The 16,222-nt window shown below is 60.9% G+C and carries 18 protein-coding genes; 5 read left to right on the forward strand and 13 right to left on the reverse strand.

All coding sequences use genetic code 11. The features are described from left to right. Positions 1-5: 5 nt before the first annotated feature. The 6 genes from rodA to BSF40_RS15330 all read right to left on the reverse strand — a co-directional run bounded on the left by rodA (position 6) and on the right by BSF40_RS15330 (position 6,054). The gene (gene rodA / locus BSF40_RS15305) at positions 6-1,109 is read right to left on the reverse strand and encodes a rod shape-determining protein RodA (protein ID WP_049810841.1); all 1,104 of its coding nucleotides are present in this window, start codon (positions 1,107-1,109) and stop codon (positions 6-8) included. Between the two features lie 31 nt (positions 1,110-1,140). Further along, positions 1,141-3,036, reverse strand: a complete 1,896-nt coding sequence (mrdA, locus tag BSF40_RS15310; protein WP_095965720.1) for a penicillin-binding protein 2 — start codon at positions 3,034-3,036, stop codon at positions 1,141-1,143. 10 nt (positions 3,037-3,046) lie between these two features. After that, positions 3,047-3,514 carry a 23S rRNA (pseudouridine(1915)-N(3))-methyltransferase RlmH gene (gene rlmH / locus BSF40_RS15315; RefSeq protein WP_007937439.1) on the reverse strand — a complete coding sequence of 156 codons (468 nt, stop codon included), beginning with the start codon at positions 3,512-3,514 and terminating at the stop codon, positions 3,047-3,049. Between the two features lie 9 nt (positions 3,515-3,523). Next, the gene (rsfS, locus tag BSF40_RS15320) at positions 3,524-4,018 is read right to left on the reverse strand and encodes a ribosome silencing factor (RefSeq protein WP_007975896.1); all 495 of its coding nucleotides are present in this window, start codon (positions 4,016-4,018) and stop codon (positions 3,524-3,526) included. 73 nt (positions 4,019-4,091) lie between these two features. Further along, positions 4,092-4,781, reverse strand: a complete 690-nt coding sequence (gene nadD / locus BSF40_RS15325) for a nicotinate-nucleotide adenylyltransferase (protein WP_095965721.1) — start codon at positions 4,779-4,781, stop codon at positions 4,092-4,094. Between the two features lies 1 nt (position 4,782). After that, the gene (locus tag BSF40_RS15330) at positions 4,783-6,054 is read right to left on the reverse strand and encodes a glutamate-5-semialdehyde dehydrogenase (protein WP_095965722.1); all 1,272 of its coding nucleotides are present in this window, start codon (positions 6,052-6,054) and stop codon (positions 4,783-4,785) included. Between the two features lie 189 nt (positions 6,055-6,243). Between BSF40_RS15330 and BSF40_RS15335 the strand changes: the two genes are divergently transcribed. Continuing rightward, a complete protein-coding gene (locus BSF40_RS15335; protein ID WP_256589517.1) occupies positions 6,244-6,942 on the forward strand; it encodes a DNA-3-methyladenine glycosylase in 699 nt (232 codons plus the stop codon). A gap of 193 nt (positions 6,943-7,135) precedes the next feature. Beyond that, positions 7,136-8,452, forward strand: a complete 1,317-nt coding sequence (locus tag BSF40_RS15340) for a bifunctional DedA family/phosphatase PAP2 family protein (protein WP_095965724.1) — start codon at positions 7,136-7,138, stop codon at positions 8,450-8,452. A gap of 136 nt (positions 8,453-8,588) precedes the next feature. Here the strand turns inward: BSF40_RS15340 and BSF40_RS15345 are convergent, their stop codons facing one another. From BSF40_RS15345 to BSF40_RS15360, 4 genes are all read right to left on the reverse strand, one after another. After that, positions 8,589-8,843, reverse strand: a complete 255-nt coding sequence (locus tag BSF40_RS15345; RefSeq protein ID WP_095965725.1) for a hypothetical protein — start codon at positions 8,841-8,843, stop codon at positions 8,589-8,591. 111 nt (positions 8,844-8,954) lie between these two features. Then, positions 8,955-9,545 (reverse strand): LON peptidase substrate-binding domain-containing protein, encoded by a 591-nt coding sequence (locus BSF40_RS15350; protein ID WP_007998442.1) that lies wholly within the window; start codon positions 9,543-9,545, stop codon positions 8,955-8,957. Between the two features lie 10 nt (positions 9,546-9,555). Next, complete coding sequence (locus BSF40_RS15355) at positions 9,556-10,272, reverse strand: LrgB family protein (RefSeq protein WP_007975911.1); 717 nt, start codon at positions 10,270-10,272, stop codon at positions 9,556-9,558. Continuing rightward, the gene (locus tag BSF40_RS15360; protein WP_015096984.1) at positions 10,269-10,631 is read right to left on the reverse strand and encodes a CidA/LrgA family protein; all 363 of its coding nucleotides are present in this window, start codon (positions 10,629-10,631) and stop codon (positions 10,269-10,271) included. The genes BSF40_RS15355 and BSF40_RS15360 overlap by 4 nt, the downstream gene beginning before the upstream one ends. A gap of 193 nt (positions 10,632-10,824) precedes the next feature. On the opposite strand from BSF40_RS15360, the gene BSF40_RS15365 reads away from it, so the two are divergent. The 3 genes from BSF40_RS15365 to BSF40_RS15375 all read left to right on the forward strand — a co-directional run bounded on the left by BSF40_RS15365 (position 10,825) and on the right by BSF40_RS15375 (position 13,782). Further along, positions 10,825-11,280 carry a MaoC family dehydratase gene (locus tag BSF40_RS15365; protein WP_008001099.1) on the forward strand — a complete coding sequence of 152 codons (456 nt, stop codon included), beginning with the start codon at positions 10,825-10,827 and terminating at the stop codon, positions 11,278-11,280. Between the two features lie 114 nt (positions 11,281-11,394). Further along, positions 11,395-13,113 carry a C13 family peptidase gene (locus tag BSF40_RS15370; RefSeq protein WP_095965726.1) on the forward strand — a complete coding sequence of 573 codons (1,719 nt, stop codon included), beginning with the start codon at positions 11,395-11,397 and terminating at the stop codon, positions 13,111-13,113. Between the two features lie 27 nt (positions 13,114-13,140). Next, positions 13,141-13,782 (forward strand): oxidoreductase, encoded by a 642-nt coding sequence (locus tag BSF40_RS15375; protein ID WP_095965727.1) that lies wholly within the window; start codon positions 13,141-13,143, stop codon positions 13,780-13,782. Between the two features lie 157 nt (positions 13,783-13,939). On the opposite strand, the gene BSF40_RS15385 is transcribed toward BSF40_RS15375, so the two are convergent. Genes BSF40_RS15385 through mpl form a run of 3 tightly spaced genes read right to left on the reverse strand, consistent with a single transcriptional unit; the run spans position 13,940 to position 16,195 of the window. Next, positions 13,940-14,224: a YceK/YidQ family lipoprotein gene (locus BSF40_RS15385; protein WP_095965728.1), complete on the reverse strand. Its 285-nt coding sequence runs from the start codon at positions 14,222-14,224 to the stop codon at positions 13,940-13,942. Further along, positions 14,217-14,849, reverse strand: coding sequence for a flavin prenyltransferase UbiX (gene ubiX / locus BSF40_RS15390; RefSeq protein ID WP_015096988.1), 633 nt, complete (start codon positions 14,847-14,849; stop codon positions 14,217-14,219). The genes BSF40_RS15385 and ubiX overlap by 8 nt, the downstream gene beginning before the upstream one ends. Continuing rightward, positions 14,846-16,195 carry a UDP-N-acetylmuramate:L-alanyl-gamma-D-glutamyl-meso-diaminopimelate ligase gene (gene mpl, locus BSF40_RS15395; protein ID WP_095965729.1) on the reverse strand — a complete coding sequence of 450 codons (1,350 nt, stop codon included), beginning with the start codon at positions 16,193-16,195 and terminating at the stop codon, positions 14,846-14,848. Before mpl ends, ubiX begins: the two co-directional genes overlap by 4 nt. Positions 16,196-16,222 lie beyond the last annotated feature (27 nt).

Genomic DNA, 16,222 nt, shown 5'->3' on the forward strand with positions numbered 1-16,222 from the left:
CTTATTCAAACCTGCGCGATCCACTTGCGATGGGTATGGATCGACATCAAAACCCCAAACGCTGACAGCAGCGTCACCAGCGAAGTTCCTCCGTAGCTAATGAACGGCAACGGCACCCCCACCACCGGCAACAGGCCACTGACCATACCGATGTTGACGAAAACATAAACAAAAAACGTCATGGTCAGGCTGCCCGCAAGCAACTTGCCGAACAATGTCTGCGCCTGGGCAGTAATCACCAGACCGCGGCCAATCAACAGCAGGTAGATCAGCAGCAGCGCACAGATCCCCACCAGGCCGAACTCTTCACCCAGTACGGCAATGATGAAATCGGTATGGCTTTCCGGCAGGAAGTCCAGGTGCGACTGGGTGCCCAGCAACCACCCCTTGCCGAACACACCACCGGAGCCGATGGCGGCCTTGGACTGGATGATGTTCCAGCCCGTACCGAGCGGATCGCTCTCCGGGTCGAGGAATGTCAGGATTCGCTGCTTCTGGTAGTCGTGCATGATGAAGAACCACATGGCAATCGCCACGGGAACGGCGGCGGCCAGCACGGTGAGGATCCAGCGCCAGCGCAAGCCACCCATGAACAGCACGAAAGCGCCGCCGGCCAGGATCAGCAGCGAGGTGCCAAGGTCCGGTTGCCGCACAATCAGAATAAACGGCACGCCGATCAGCATCAGACTGACGCCCACGTGCTTGAGCTGGGGCGGCAAGGTGCGCTTGGACAAATACCAGGCAATGGTCGCCGGCATCAGGATCTTCATGAACTCCGAGGGCTGGAAGCGGATCACCCCGGGAATGTTGATCCAGCGGGTAGCGCCCATGGCGTTGTGGCCCATGATGTCCACCACCAGCAACAGCATCACCCCGACCACGTAGCCCAACGGCACCCAGCGCGCCATGAAGCGCGGCTCGAACTGGGCGATGACGATCATCGACACCAGGCCGATGCCGAACGAAGTGGCCTGCTTGCCCAGCAGATCCCAGCTCTTGCCACTGGCCGAATACAGCACGAACAGGCTGCCGGCGGCGAGGGTCAGCAGCAGGATCAGCAGCGGGCCGTCGATGTGCAGGCGTTGCAGCAGCGTCGCACGGCGACGCATCACATCCTCACTGGAGAGCATGCGATCGAAGTTATTCATCACGGGCGGTAGCCTCTGCACTGATAGGGCTGGCGTATTCGGGCTTCAACCGACCGTCCTGGTCCAGGAGCCAGGCATCCATGACTTGACGCACCACTGGCGCAGCGACACCGGAACCGGATTCGCCGTTCTCGACCATCACCGACACCACTATCTTCGGATCGTCGGCCGGCGCGAAGCCGACGAACAAGGCATGGTCGCGATGGCGCTCCTGAACCTTGGAACGGTCATACTTCTCACCCTGTTTGATCGCGACCACCTGGGCCGTACCCGACTTGCCGGCGATTCGGTATTGCGCGCCGATCGAGGCTTTGCGCGCCGTACCACGGGCACCATGCATAACCTGCTGCATGCCGTGGTTGACCTTGGTCCAGTCCGACGGGTCGCGCAGGATGATGTCCGGCATCGGATTCTCATCCACCGGTTTCACACCCTCGATGGTCTTGGCCAGGTGCGGACGATTCCAGATGCCTTTGTTGGCCACCAGTGCGGTGGCCTGGGCCAACTGCAACGGAGTCGACTGCATATAGCCCTGGCCGATCCCCAGAATCAGCGTCTCGCCCGGGAACCATGCCTGGCGACGGGTCGCACGCTTCCATTCGCGGGACGGCATTAACCCCGGCGACTCTTCGAACATGTCCAGGGAGACTTTCTGGCCAATGCCGAACTTGGTCATGTACGCCGACAACCGGTCGATCCCCAGCTTGTGCGCCAGATCATAGAAGTAGGTGTCGTTGGAACGCATGATCGCTGTGTCGAGGTCGACAAAGCCGTCGCCGGTACGGTTCCAGTTACGGTATTTGTGATCGTAGTTGGGCAGCATGTAGTAACCGGGGTCGAACACTCGGGTCGACGCTGTCACCACGCCAGCATCCAGACCGGCAATCGCCACCGCGGGCTTGATGGTCGAGCCCGGCGGGTACAGACCGCGCAGCACGCGGTTGAACAGCGGCCGATCGATGGAATCGCGCAGCTCGGAATAGGCCTTGAAACTGATGCCGGTGACGAACAGGTTCGGGTCGAAACTCGGTTGGCTGACCATCGCCAGCACTTCGCCGGTTTTCGGGTCCAGCGCGACCACCGCGCCACGGCGACCACCCAACGCAGCCTCGGCGGCCTCCTGCAATTTGATGTCCAGGCTCAGGACGATGTCCTTGCCGGGAATCGGATCGGTACGCTTGAGCACGCGCAGTACGCGGCCCCGGGCGTTGGTCTCGACTTCCTCGTAACCCACCTGGCCGTGCAGTTCGGGCTCGTAGAAGCGCTCAATGCCGGTTTTGCCGATGTGGTGGGTGCCGCTGTAGTTGACCGGGTCCAGCGACTTGAGCTCTTTCTCGTTGATCCGCCCCATGTAGCCCACCGAGTGCGCAAAGTGCGCGCCCTGCGGGTAGTGACGAACCAGTTGCGCGACCACTTCCACGCCCGGCAGGCGGAACTGGTTCACGGCAATCCGGGCGATCTGCTCTTCGGTCAGCTCAAACAGGATCGGCACCGGCTCGAACGGCCGGCGCCCCTGACGCATGCGCTTCTCGAAGATCACCCGATCCTCGGGGGTCAGTTCCAGCACTTCGACGATCACGTCGAGCACCTGCTGCCAGTCGCCGGACCGCTCGCGGGTCATGCTCAGGCTGAAGCTGGGCCGGTTATCGGCGATCACCACGCCATTGCGGTCGAAGATCAAGCCACGGGTCGGCGGAATCGGCTGCACATGGACGCGGTTGTTTTCCGACAGGGTCGAGTGGTACTCGTACTGGATCACCTGCAGGAAATACAGGCGCGCAATCAGCACGCCGATCAGCGCCACCACTGCAATGGCCCCGAACACGACGCGGCCACGCACCAGACGGGCGTCTTTTTCGTGGTCCTTGATGCGGATCGGCTGGGACATGAGGGCAGAACTACTTGTGGTAAGGGTGACCGGACAGCACGGTCCAGGCACGGTACAACTGTTCGCCGATCAGAATCCGCACCAACGGGTGCGGCAAGGTCAGCGGCGACAACGACCAGCGCTGGTCAGCCCGGGCACAGACTTCCGGTGCCAGCCCTTCGGGGCCGCCGACCATGAAGTTGACGGTGCGCGAGTCCAGCCGCCAGCGATCGAGCTCGACCGCCAGTTGCTCGGTGCTCCAGGGCTTGCCATGGACTTCGAGGGTGACAACGCGCTCGTTCGGCCCGACCTTGGCCAGCATGGCTTCGCCTTCCTGACGGATGAAGCGGGCCACGTCGGCATTCTTGCCACGGGTATTGAGCGGTATTTCCACCAGTTCCAGCGCCAGTTCGGACGGAAGACGCTTGGCATATTCATGCCAGCCTTCTTCCACCCACTTGGGCATGCGTGAACCGACGGCGATCAGTCGCAGTCGCACAGCGGTCCCTTATTCCTGGTCTTTGTTGAGCTTGTTGAAGTGCTCGTGACCAACTTCAGGGCTGTGGTGCTTGCCATCGGCCGCACGGCTCTGCTCGGCACCTTTCCAGAGGCGCTCCAGGTCGTAGAACTGACGGGCGTTGGAAGTCATCATGTGAACGATCACGTCGTCCATGTCCAACAGCACCCAGTCGCTGTCGCCCTTGCCTTCTTCACCCAGCGGCTTGATGCCCAGGGCTTTGACGGCCTCGCGGACCTTGTCCAGCATCGCGCCGATCTGGCGGTTGGAGGTACCGGTGGCGATGATCATGTAGTCAGTGATGCTCTGCTTGTCGCGAACATCGATCACCAGCACGTCCTGGGCCTTGACGTCTTCCAGGGCGGCTACGGCGATCTTGACCAGCTCGTCGCCCTTAGGCGGCTCGGCGGCGAGGACCTTTTCCGGCAGCGGGGCGCTCTTGAATGTGCCTTTGCGTTTTACTTTGCTTTCGTTGTTGCTCGTCATATAAAACTCGTTTTGCTCGTTTGTTCGGGCGCTTCAATACACGTTGTTGCCACGTGCCTTGAGGCACTCCTATTCAGTTCGACGCACGGTAGAGCCCGTGCGCATCGATGTAGGCCAGGACCGCGTCGGGCACCAGGAAACGTACCGACTTACCGCTGGCCAGCAGTTGACGGATCTGGGTGGCGGATACCGCGAGCGGTGTCTGCCAGACGAATGCAATCTGTCCGCTCGGCCCTTTGAGGGCCAGCGGGTCGCTCACCGAGCGCGCTGCCAGCAGGTTGCGCAAGGCATCCGGCGGTTCGCTGTCGGCATCCGGGCGTTGCAACACCAGGATATGGCAATGCTGGAGCAACTCTTCCCAGCGATGCCAAGTGGGCAGGCCGCAAAAAGCGTCCCAGCCCAAAAGCAGAAAAACCTGGTCGGATACGGCCAGTTCGGCGCGCATCAGTTCCAGGGTATCAATGGTGTAGGACGGTTTGTCCCGCTGCAATTCGCGGGCGTCCACCACCAACGGCGCCACACCGGCCACCGCGCACTCGACCATCGCCAGACGGTCTTTTGCCGACACCTGCGGCTTGTCCCGATGGGGCGGCCTGGCACTGGGTGTCAGACGCAGTTCATCGAGCGCCAGGGTTTCGGCGACTTCCAGTGCACCGCGCAAATGGCCGATGTGCACCGGGTCGAACGTTCCGCCCAGCACGCCAATGCGGCGAGGGGCTGGCTCGCTGACGATGACCGGGGCTGACGGGTCGAAGTCGCCCAAGTCAGACCGGCTCCTGTCCGCGCAGCTGCCCGTCGCCGACCACGATGTACTTCTCGCAGGTCAGTCCTTCGAGGCCCACCGGGCCACGGGCGTGCAGCTTATCAGTAGAAATGCCGATCTCGGCACCCAATCCGTATTCGAAGCCATCGGCGAAGCATGTCGGGGTGTTGATCATCACCGACGACGAGTCGACTTCAGCCACGAAACGCCGGGTGTCGCCCTGGTGTTCGCTGACAATCGAATCGGTGTGGTGAGAGCCGTAACGGTTGATGTGCTCGATGGCCTGTTCCAGACCGTCGACCACGCGGATCGACAGAATCGGCGCCAGGTACTCGGTGCTCCAGTCTTCCTCGGTGGCCGGCACGGCATCGATGATCGCCCGGGTACGCTCGCAACCGCGCAGCTCGACGCCTTTTTCGCGGAACTGGGCGGCCATCGCGGGCAGGAAATCCTTGGCGACGGTTTGATCCACCAGCAGCGTTTCCATGGCACCGCAGATGCCATAACGATACGTCTTGGCGTTAAACGCGATGCGCTGGGCCTTGGCCAGGTCGGCGTGCTCACTCACGTAAACGTGGCAAATGCCGTCCAGGTGCTTGATCACCGGCACGCGGGCATCACGACTGACGCGCTCGATCAGGCCTCGGCCGCCACGGGGCACGATGACATCGACGTATTCAGGCATGGCGATCAACGCGCCGACGGCAGCTCGGTCCGTGGTTTCAACCACTTGCACCACGGCGGCGGGCAGACCGGCTTCGGCCAGGCCGCGCTGGATGCAGGCGGCGATGGCCCGATTGGAATGAATGGCCTCTGAACCGCCACGCAGGATGGTCGCGTTGCCGGACTTCAGGCACAGACTGGCGGCATCGATGGTCACGTTCGGCCGCGACTCGTAGATGATTCCGATCACGCCCAGTGGCACGCGCATCTTGCCGACCTGAATACCCGACGGACGGAAACTCATGTCGCGGATCGCGCCGACCGGGTCCGGCAGGGCCGCCACCTGGCGCAGGCCGACGATCATGCCGTCAATACGCGCCGGTGTCAGCGCCAGACGTTCAAGGAGGGCCGGCTCCAGACCATTGGCGCGACCGGCGGCCAGATCCAGCTCATTGGCCGCCGTCAGTTCGGTGCGGGCAGCGTCCAGCGCATTGGCAGCGGCCTGCAGGGCGCGGTTTTTCTGCGCGGTGCTGGCGCGGCCGATCACGCGGGAAGCTTCGCGGGCAGCGCAACCCAGGCGGGTCATGTAATCAAGAACGGACTCAGTCATGGTCTGGCGTGGTCTTTGATAAGGTCTTGGTAAAGAGTAAAGCGGCAGATTATAGCTGTCGCGTCCCGGGACTAACAGCGGTGACGGGCGGATGGTCGAAATGGAGGGGTATTTGCCGACGTTCAGCCGGGATTAAGCTTCAAATTGTTATCATCACGACTCATTCAGCCCTGACAAATGCCGGTCATCATGTCCAACCTGACTGTTCGAGCGTCCGCCGCGAACCTGCCCACGGGCCTCCCGGACGCGTTTTTCGACCGTGACGCGCAAACTCTGGCCCGAGACTTACTGGGCAAAATCATTCGCCATCGAGTGGGCGACCTGTGGCTCAGCGCCCGGATCATCGAGACCGAAGCCTATTACTGCGCGGAAAAAGGCAGCCACGCGTCCCTCGGCTACACAGAAAAGCGTAAGGCTTTGTTTCTGGATGGCGGCCACATCTATATGTATTACGCCCGGGGCGGCGATTCACTCAATTTCAGCGCCCAAGGGCCCGGCAACGCCGTGCTGATCAAGTCCGCCTATCCGTGGGTCGATGAACTGAGCGGGCCGGCCAGCCTGGCGCAGATGCTATTGAACAATCCCGATGCCCAGGGTCACCCTCGCCCGTCGCAAAAGCTCTGCGCCGGGCAAACCCTGCTCTGCAAGGCGCTGGGTCTGAAAGTGCCGGTGTGGGACGCCAAACGCTTCGACCATGAAGTGCTGCTGGTGGAGCACGTCGGCCAGACGCCCGCCCACATCATCCAGACCACGCGCCTGGGCATCCCCCACGGACGCGATGAACACCTGATGTACCGCTTCGTCGACGGAACCTACGCGGCTTACTGCACGCGGAACCCGCTGCGTCGAGGGCAAGTCGAAGGTCGCGATTATTTTGTGCTGTCCTGAAATTGACTCAGACTTGATGCAAACGGAACCTCCTGTGGGAGCGGGCTTGCCCGCGAAGGCGGAGTGTCAGGCAACGTCAATATCGACCGAGAGGTCCCATTCGCGGGCAAGCCCGCTCCCACAGGGGTCAGTGGCGCATTCAAAGTTGCACTCATCCCCTGGAAGCAATTGAACATTTGATGGAGTGGTTTTTATGGGCCCATGGCTCGATAGCGTGACCGGATGGTTGGCGCTCAACCCGCAATGGCTGGCAGCAGCGGTATTCATCGTAGCCTTTGTGGAATGCCTGGCGATTGCCGGGCTGATCGTTCCCGGCACGGTGCTGCTGTTCGCCGTGGCGGTACTGGCAGGCAGTGGCGCGCTGACGCTCAGTGAGACGCTCTTGCTGGGTTTCGTCGCCGGGGTGCTGGGTGACGTCGTTTCGTATTTTCTGGGGCGGCACTTCCACCAGAACATCCGGCGCCTGCCGGGCTTGCGCCATCATCCGGAATGGATCGCCGGGGCAGAGTCATATTTCCAGCGCTACGGCATCGCCAGCCTGCTGGTTGGGCGCTTTATCGGCCCCCTGCGGCCAATGCTGCCGATGGTGGCCGGAATGTGCGACATGCCTTTCCCGCGCTTCTTCGCCGTCAGCCTGTTGGCCGGCGCAGGCTGGTCGGTGGCTTATCTGATGCCTGGCTGGGCCACGGGCGCGGCAATCCGCTTGCCGTTGCCCGAAGGCTTCTGGCTCCAGGCCGGGGTTGTTGCCGGCAGCATTGCTCTGATGGTCGGCTTGAGCGCGACCAGCAGCCTGCGCCGACATCGCCGCGCGACGCTGTTCATTACAGGGATGAGTCTTCTGATTCTGGCGGGGCTGTTTATCGGATATTCGCACCTGTCCGCACTCGATCAAGGCGTGATGACACTGGTGCAGGAACATCGTAAACCGTTGCTGGATGAAGTGGCGGTGGTCTTCACGCTGATCGGCGAATTCCGCAACATGTTGCTGTTCAGTGCGCTGCTGACCGGTTTGCTGCTGCTGATGCGGCAATGGCGGCACGCGATTTTCGCGGGCAGCACACTGCTCTTCACGGCCCTGGCCAATACCGCGACCAAATACTTTTTCGCCCGCCTGCGCCCCGAAGTGTTGAGCGATCCGCTCACCAGTTACAGCATGCCCAGCGGCCATGCTTCAGGGTCTTTCGCGCTGTTCCTCACCCTCGCCGTTCTGGCCGGCCGCGGGCAACCGCCCCGGATGCGCCTGACCTGGTTATTGGTGGGATGCCTGCCCGCACTGGCGATTTCGCTTTCGCGTGTCTACCTCGGTGCGCATTGGCCGACGGATGTATTGGCCGGCGCAATGCTGGCGGCGTGTGTCTGCGGGGCCAGCCTGTGGCTGATCCAGCGCAAGGAACCGCTCAACGCCTTGCCGCCCAAGGTCTGGTGGCTGGTACTCCCAGCCTTGGTGGCATTGTTCGGGTTCTTCGTGTTGCGGCATTTGCCGCATACGATGTTGAGATATGCTTATTAAGCGTGCTACTTACGCTGCACACCAACTTACCCCCCAAAAAAAAACAATCCCGATCGTAATGATCGGGATTGTTTTTACAAGCGATTATTTGGCTTTTAACCTTTGAAGCGACCCACCAACCTGAAACAACACATGTTTAACTCAAAGGCGGAAGCCCATTCATAAAGTCCTCACCGCGCTTCTCAAGGTATTTATCCAAGCGCCCATAATATTGTCGGAATATGGTATCAAGCTCCTTTCCCACCTTATCCCTGACGTCAACATATCTGGCATCCGGATTGACCTCAAGCAACTCATCGGCCATTTGACTCCAGACAAGGAACCGAATCAAATAAGATTCTTTCTCCTGCGAGTGATGAATCAACGCCACATCAACAACATCATTATTCATAATTTAAACTCTCCTTGTTATTATCAACCCCAAACCTAGGGCACACGGAGAACTTAAATAAAACAACTCTCCACTACAAGACCTCAAACTTTTAAAATCAGAACAAAATAATTAAGCAAACAACTCACCTTGTAATTCATCCAACAATGCCTGAATCGCATCCAGTCGCTGCTGTGGATCGTCGAGTTGCAGCAGGTCGATCTTGTCCAGCTCAGCGAAAGGCAGCAGGTACGCCAACTGATTAGCCAGCGATTGCTGCCCGGTCGCCTCCGTGCCCATGTTCAAGGCCTCGACCATCGGGTGTTCAGCCAGGGCCTTGAGCAACGCCACCAGATCGGCATCCTCGTCCTGCAGCGGTTGCTCCGGCTCGTCTTCCAGCCACTCGACCTCGGCAACGGTCAACTGATCCCGCTGCACTTCGGTGCGCAAAACGTGAAAGCGCCGCCCGCCCTGCACCCGAATCCCCAGCAGGCCGTTGTCCTGCTGTTTGAAATCAGTGATCAGCGCTTCACAACCCACCAGCGCGTAGCCGGCCGGGGCGATTCCGACTTCTTCGCCGTCGAGGATGCACACCACGCCGAACCCGCCACCCTGCTTCATGCAGCGGCCGATCATGTCCAGATAGCGCGCCTCGAAGATCTGCAAGTCGAGGATGCAACCTGGGAACAGCACTGTGTTCAACGGAAAAAGCGGCAGACTCATAGACATTTCCTTACACGACCATCGACACTGCCAGCGGCAGGAAAACCGCCGTGGCCACACCCATCAGGCTCATCGCCAGCGCCGCGAAGGCGCCGCACTCTTCACTTTCCTGCAACGCCACCGACGTGCCGACCGCGTGGGCCGTCATGCCCAGTGCCATGCCCCTGGCTTCCGGGCTGTGCACACCGAGGCGAGTCAACAGGGCCGGGCCGAAAATCGCCCCGATCACCCCGGTAATCAGGACGAACACCGCTGCCAGCGCCGCGACCCCACCGATCTGTTCAGCCACCAGCATCGCAATCGGCGACGTCACCGACTTCGGCGCCATGGTCATCAGGATCATGTGCTCGGCACCGAACCACCAGCCCAGCAACACGCCCATCCCCGTGGCCACCACCCCGCCTATCACCAGCGTAGTAAATATCGGCCAGAACAACTGCCGAATCCGTCGCAGGTTCAGATAAAGCGGCACCGCCAGCGCGACAGTGGCCGGACCGAGCAGAATGCTCAAGATCTCGGTGCTCTTGCGGTACTCGGCGTAAGTCAGGCCGCAACCCACCAGCACACCGATCACCAGCAACATGGAGACCAGCACCGGCTGCAAAAAGATCCAGCGGGTTTTCTCGAATGCCGCAAGGACGAGTTGATAGGCGCCGAGGGTGATACCGATGCCGAATAATGGATGGTGAATCACCGAGGCCCAGGCGCCGTGCCAGTCGAAGATCATTGGTTGTCCTCGGAGTGCGCGTGACGCTTGACCATGCGCTGCATCAGCACCCCGGCGAAGGCCATCGAAAGCAACAGCGACAACACCAGCGCACCGACGATGGCCCAGAAGTCCGCCGCGATGTCAGCGGCATACACCATCACGCCCACGGCCGGCGGCACCAGCAACAACGGCAGGTAGCGCAGCAGGCTGCCGGCCGCCAGGTTCAGCGGCTCGCCGACCTGTCCGCGGCAGATGAGGTACACCAGCAACAGCAGCAACCCCACAATCGGCCCCGGCAGCACAGGCAAAAACAAATGATTGATCGCCGTGCCGAGCAATTGGAACAGCACCAGCCACGTCAGGCCCCGTAACAACATCAAAGATCTCCCGCAAAATCCGTCACCCGCATTGGCTTGGCATTATAAGCATGCTCGCGCTATGGACCGGCATTCGCCAAAAGCATGGCCAGTTGACCGCGACGTTCAGCCATGTTGATCTAAAGTGGTAAGCCGGGAGGTCAAATCCCCCCAACTCAAAACTATAAAACCGATGAACCCAAGGAGAGTCTCAATGCCCTATGTTCCAGTTGCAGAGCTCAAAGATTATGTCGGCAAGGAACTTGGACGTTCCGAATGGCTCACCATCGATCAGGACCGCATCAACCTGTTCGCCGAAGCCACAGGGGATTTCCAGTTCATCCACGTCGACCCGGTCAAGGCCGCGCAAACGCCATTTGGCAGTACTATCGCTCACGGCTTTCTGTCGTTGTCGCTGATTCCGAAGTTGATGGAAGACATCCTCGTCATGCCCGAAGGCTTGAAGATGGTGGTCAATTACGGCCTCGACAGCGTGCGCTTCATCCAGCCGGTCAAGGTTAATTCACGGGTGCGGCTGAAGGTCGACCTGACCGAAGTCATCGAGAAGAAACCCGGCCAATGGCTGCTCAAGGCCACCACCACCCTGGAAATCGAAGGTTCGGACAAACCGGCGTATATCGCCGAACCCCTGTCCCTGTGCTTCGTGTAAACCTTCCGGGATGCGAAGCAGCGCCTGCTGTTTCGCGCCCTCTTGCGGTACCTCGCCCTATATAAGGACCCATGGCTGCGGCATACTCCTTCGCCTAATTGCCCGGAATCCGCTATGCGCCCACTTGCACTCCTTGCCTTGACCCTGATGCTCACCGCTTGCGGCGACGGCGAATCGCCTTTGCCCCCCGACGCACGCCTGCCGGACGGCGGACGCTATCGCGGTGACCTGGTCAATGGCTTGCTGCAAGGCAAGGGTCGCATCGACTACCCGAACGGCAGCTGGTACGCAGGAGAATTCGACAAAGGCCAGTGGCAGGGCCAGGGCGAATGGCATGGCAGCAATGGCGAAGTCTATCGCGGGCAGTTCAATCAGGGACTGTTCGACGGTCAGGGAGCACTGACCACCAACGCCAACAGCTACAGCGGCGGCTTCAAGGCGGGTCGCCGCGACGGCGAAGGCACGCTCAAAGAAAACGGCATGAGCTACCGCGGTGAGTTCAAGGCCGATCAGTACGCCGGCCTGGGTCGCCTGGAACTCGAAGACGGCAGCTCCTATCAGGGCCAGTTCGCCCACGGCAAACCCAATGGCGAAGGCCAGCGCGGTGACGGTAACGGCAATCAGTTCACCGGGCACTTTGTCGACGGCCAACTGGAAGGCAACGGCACGTTCAACAGCGCCGATGGCGACATCTATGTCGGCAGTTTCAAGAACAATCAACTGCACGGCAAAGGCCGCTACGAAAACGCCGACGGCGATGTGTGGCTGGGCCAGTTCAAGGAAGGTTCGCTGAACGGCAAGGGCGAGTTGATCGGCACTGACGGCAGCCACTACATCGGCCACTTCAACGACTGGCGCTTTTCCGGCCAGGGCCGACTGAACCTCGCCGACGGCAGCTTTTACACCGGCCAGTTCGACAACGACAGCTATCAGGGGCGGGGCACGCTGGTGCTGACCGATGGCACTGTGCTCAGCGGCACCTGGATCAATGGCCAGCGCGTGCGCGACGCCGAGGGCAAACTGTTGCCCGACACACTCGAACTCGGTCTGCTGGCACAGGGGCGCCTGCTCGACGCAGCGCTGGCCAACATTCCACCCTCGACCCCGGCGGTGGAGCTGTATTCGTTGACCCTGGGCGGTGATGGCAAGCAAAGCGTGTTTCTGCGCGAGTCCGACTACGTCGCCAATATGCTCTCCACCCGTTTCGGCGCCTTCGGCCAGATCCGCCTGGTGAACCATCGTGACCACCTCGCCGACCGCCCGATGGCTACCCGCGAGAACTTGCGTCGCGCCGCCCTGGCGCTGGCCGAACGCAGCGGTCCGGAAGACCTGATTTTTATCTACCTGACCAGCCATGGCACCAGCGAACACGAACTGGTACTGGACCAGCCGCGCATGGAACTGGCCGATCTGCCAGCCGACGAATTGGCCGCTGTTCTCGCCCCGCTGAAAAACCGCGACAAGGTCATCGTGATTTCGTCCTGCTACTCCGGCGGTTTCATCCCCGCGCTCAAGGATGAACGGACCCTGATCATGACAGCCTCGCGGGCCGACCGAGTCTCCTTCGGCTGCTCGGAGGAAGCCAACTTCACCTACTTCGGCGATGCCCTGTTCGTCCAGGCCCTGAACCAGACCGATGATCTGGAGCAAGCCTTCAAACGGGCCAAGGCCACTGTCGCCGAACGTGAGCTGGCGGACGGCTTCGAAGCCTCCGAACCTCAGATCTGGGCACCGAAAACCGTCCTCTCGCACTGGCAACTATTGCGCAAACAACAGGCACGAAAAGCGCTGCAAAGTGCATCCATGCAAAGCAAGGATGCAAACAGCAACTAAGCTGAACAGTATCAAGGGAGAAACACTATGTACTTGACGCCTCAGCATGTGCTGCTCGCCGGAGCCACCGGTTTGACGGGTGAACATCTGCTCGATCGCTTGCTCAACGAGCCAACGATCACCCGGGTATTGGCCCCCTCACGCCGGCCACTGGCCGAACACCCGCACCTGGAAAACCCGGTCGGCGACCCGACGGCGTTCCTGCCACAACTGAACGGGCGGGTCGATATAGCCTATTGCTGCCTGGGTACCACGATCAAGCAGGCAGGCTCGGAGCAGGCGTTTCGCGCAGTGGACCTGGACATGGTGGTGGCATTCGCCAAACGCGCACGGGAGATGGGCGCACGGCACCTGATCGTAATCAGTGCGCTGGGAGCCGATCGCAGATCCTCGATTTTTTACAACCGGGTCAAAGGCGAAATGGAGTACGCATTGCGCGCGCAGGACTGGCCGCAACTGACTATTTGCCGCCCTTCGCTGTTACTGGGTGATCGCGTTGAGCCGCGCCTAGCCGAGAAAGTCGCCGGCCCCTTGTCACGCCTGATCCCCGGCAAATACCACGGCATCGAAGCCTGCCAACTGGCCCGCGCCATGTGGCGTCTTGCACTCGAAGAGCAGGACGGCGTGCGGATTGTCGAGTCGGATGAGTTGCGCAAACTCGGAAAATAATCCGCGGACCTGTGGCGAGGGGGCTTGCCCCCGTTCGACTGCGTAGCAGTCGTAAATAGGGTACTTGCGGTGAATCAGAAAAATGGAGATGGCCGGTTTTGGGGCTGCTCCGCAGCCCAACGGGGGCAAGCCCCCTCGCCACAAAAGCGCGCTACACCTACAACCCACCCGTTGCCTGAAAACTCACCCCGATCACCGTCAGCAACGACAGCGGCAACAGCAGTGTGTCGAGCAACGCACTGGCCGGCAGATCAACGCCCGGATAGCTCGGCGCTTGCGCGCCGAAACGGTCCATTGCGCAACAACCGCCATTCATCGCATACAAATCCAGCCGCGTCCCGGCGTACACCACCGGCGCACCCGGTTTGGCCGCATCGAGGGTGCGCACCGTGGCGCACCCGGCCAATTGCAGCGCCAGCGCCATCACCAGCAGCTTATTCATCGCTGGTCAGATGATGCTCGCCCCAACGCGGCAGCATGTCCTGAGGAATATTCAGCAGGTTAAGGATCCGTGCCACGACGAAATCGATCAGGTCGTCGATGGTTTGCGGCTGATGATAAAAGCCCGGTGATGCCGGCAGGATTGTCACGCCCATGTTCGACAACTTGAGCATGTGCTCCAGGTGAATGCTCGAATACGGCGCCTCGCGAGGCACAAGAATCAGCTGGCGACGCTCTTTGAGCGTCACATCGGCAGCACGCTCGATCAGGTTGTTGCAGGCGCCGCTAGCGATCGCCGACAAGGTGCCAGTGGAGCACGGCACCACCACCATCGCCGCTGGCGCACCGGAACCCGAGGCCACCGGCGACATCCAGTCTTCCCTGCCGTACACCCGAATCTGCCCGGCAACGGCCCCCGTGTATTCGGTGAGGAATGCCTGCATCATCTGCGGTTTGGACGGCAGCGTGACGTCGGTTTCGGTCGCCATCACCAACTGCGCCGCCCTGGAAATCAGGAAGTGCACTTCACGATCTTCCCGCACCAGGCAGTCGAGCAGGCGTAAACCGTACTGGGCGCCTGAAGCGCCGGTCATCGCCAGGGTGATGCGGTCCGGGCCGTTGTTCATTTGAGTGCCTCGGCCAACTTGCCATGAAGGCCGCCGAAGCCGCCGTTGCTCATGATGACCACGTGAGTGCCGGGTTGGGCCTGGCTCTTCACACGATCGATGATGCCCTCAAGGGAATCGCTGACAATCGACGGCACAGTGCACAGCGCCGCAGTGCCCGCCAGGTCCCAGCCGAGGTTGGCGGGTGCGTACCAGATCACCTGATCGGCATCGACCACGCTTTCCGGCAGTCCGTCACGGTGCGCACCAAGCTTCATGGAGTTGGAACGTGGCTCGATGATCGCGATCAACGGTGCATCGGCGATGCGCTTGCGCAGGCCGTCCAGCGTGGTGGCGATGGCGGTCGGGTGGTGAGCGAAGTCGTCATAGATGGTGATGCCACGGACTTCCGCGACTTTCTCCATCCGGCGTTTAACGCTTTTGAAGGCGCTCAACGCAGCAATGCCCATGGACGGCACCACACCGACATGGCGTGCGGCGGCAAGGGTTGCCAGGGCGTTGGCGACGTTGTGCTGGCCAGTCATGTCCCACTCGACCACTCCCTGGGCAACACCGTCGAACATCACTTCGAACTTCGAGCCATCTTCACTGAGCAATTTGACCTGCCACTGACCGCCGGCACCGGTAGTCTGCACCGGGGTCCAGCAACCCATTTCAATGACTCGCTGCAACGCCGGTTCAGTGGTCGGATGAATCACCAGGCCTTCGCTCGGGATGGTCCGCACCAGGTGATGGAACTGGCGCTCGATGGCTGGCAGGTCCGGGAAGATGTCCGCGTGATCGAACTCAAGGTTGTTCAGGATTGCCGTGCGCGGGCGGTAATGTACGAACTTGGAGCGCTTGTCGAAGAACGCACTGTCGTATTCGTCGGCTTCGATGACGAAGAAGGGTGTATCACCCAGGCGTGCCGACACCGAGAAGTTTTGCGGTACGCCGCCGATCAGGAAGCCCGGGGCCATGCCTGCATGCTCCAGCACCCAGGCCAGCATGCTGCTGGTGGTGGTCTTGCCGTGCGTACCGGCAACGGCCAGCACCCAACGACCTTGCAGCACGTGATCGGCCAGCCATTGCGGGCCGGAAACGTACGGCAGGCCTTTGTTCAGCACGTACTCCACCGCCGGGTTACCCCGGGACATGGCGTTGCCGATCACCACCAGATCGGGGGCCGGATCGAGTTGCGCCGGGTCATAGCCTTGAGTCAACTCGATGCCCTGGGCTTGCAGCTGAGTACTCATCGGCGGATAGACGTTGGCATCGGAGCCGGTCACGTGATGGCCCAGCTCTTTGGCCAGAACCGCCATCGAGCCCATGAAAGTCCCGCAGATACCCAGAATATGAATGTGCATTAGTCGACCTCTTAAAACATGGCCGCA

This window comes from Pseudomonas sp. ACN5, assembly GCF_002303975.1.
Lineage (GTDB): Bacteria > Pseudomonadota > Gammaproteobacteria > Pseudomonadales > Pseudomonadaceae > Aquipseudomonas > Aquipseudomonas laurylsulfatiphila.

Excerpts from the sequence above, each read along its gene's own strand:
- BSF40_RS15345 (WP_095965725.1), bottom strand. The coding sequence starts at position 8,843 with ATGAATAATGATGTTGTTGATGTGGCGTTGATTCATCACTCGCAGGAG.
- mpl (WP_095965729.1), bottom strand. The coding sequence starts at position 16,195 with ATGCACATTCATATTCTGGGTATCTGCGGGACTTTCATGGGCTCGATG.
- BSF40_RS15375 (WP_095965727.1), top strand. The coding sequence starts at position 13,141 with ATGTACTTGACGCCTCAGCATGTGCTGCTCGCCGGAGCCACCGGTTTG.
- BSF40_RS15385 (WP_095965728.1), bottom strand. The coding sequence starts at position 14,224 with ATGAATAAGCTGCTGGTGATGGCGCTGGCGCTGCAATTGGCCGGGTGC.
- ubiX (WP_015096988.1), bottom strand. The coding sequence starts at position 14,849 with ATGAACAACGGCCCGGACCGCATCACCCTGGCGATGACCGGCGCTTCA.
- BSF40_RS15360 (WP_015096984.1), bottom strand. The coding sequence starts at position 10,631 with ATGTTGTTACGGGGCCTGACGTGGCTGGTGCTGTTCCAATTGCTCGGC.
- mrdA (WP_095965720.1), bottom strand. The coding sequence starts at position 3,036 with ATGTCCCAGCCGATCCGCATCAAGGACCACGAAAAAGACGCCCGTCTG.
- BSF40_RS15370 (WP_095965726.1), top strand. The coding sequence starts at position 11,395 with ATGCGCCCACTTGCACTCCTTGCCTTGACCCTGATGCTCACCGCTTGC.
- BSF40_RS15330 (WP_095965722.1), bottom strand. The coding sequence starts at position 6,054 with ATGACTGAGTCCGTTCTTGATTACATGACCCGCCTGGGTTGCGCTGCC.
- rodA (WP_049810841.1), bottom strand. The coding sequence starts at position 1,109 with ATGCGTCGCCGTGCGACGCTGCTGCAACGCCTGCACATCGACGGCCCG.
- BSF40_RS15355 (WP_007975911.1), bottom strand. The coding sequence starts at position 10,272 with ATGATCTTCGACTGGCACGGCGCCTGGGCCTCGGTGATTCACCATCCA.
- BSF40_RS15365 (WP_008001099.1), top strand. The coding sequence starts at position 10,825 with ATGCCCTATGTTCCAGTTGCAGAGCTCAAAGATTATGTCGGCAAGGAA.
- BSF40_RS15340 (WP_095965724.1), top strand. The coding sequence starts at position 7,136 with ATGGGCCCATGGCTCGATAGCGTGACCGGATGGTTGGCGCTCAACCCG.
- BSF40_RS15335 (WP_256589517.1), top strand. The coding sequence starts at position 6,244 with ATGTCCAACCTGACTGTTCGAGCGTCCGCCGCGAACCTGCCCACGGGC.
- BSF40_RS15350 (WP_007998442.1), bottom strand. The coding sequence starts at position 9,545 with ATGAGTCTGCCGCTTTTTCCGTTGAACACAGTGCTGTTCCCAGGTTGC.
- rsfS (WP_007975896.1), bottom strand. The coding sequence starts at position 4,018 with ATGACGAGCAACAACGAAAGCAAAGTAAAACGCAAAGGCACATTCAAG.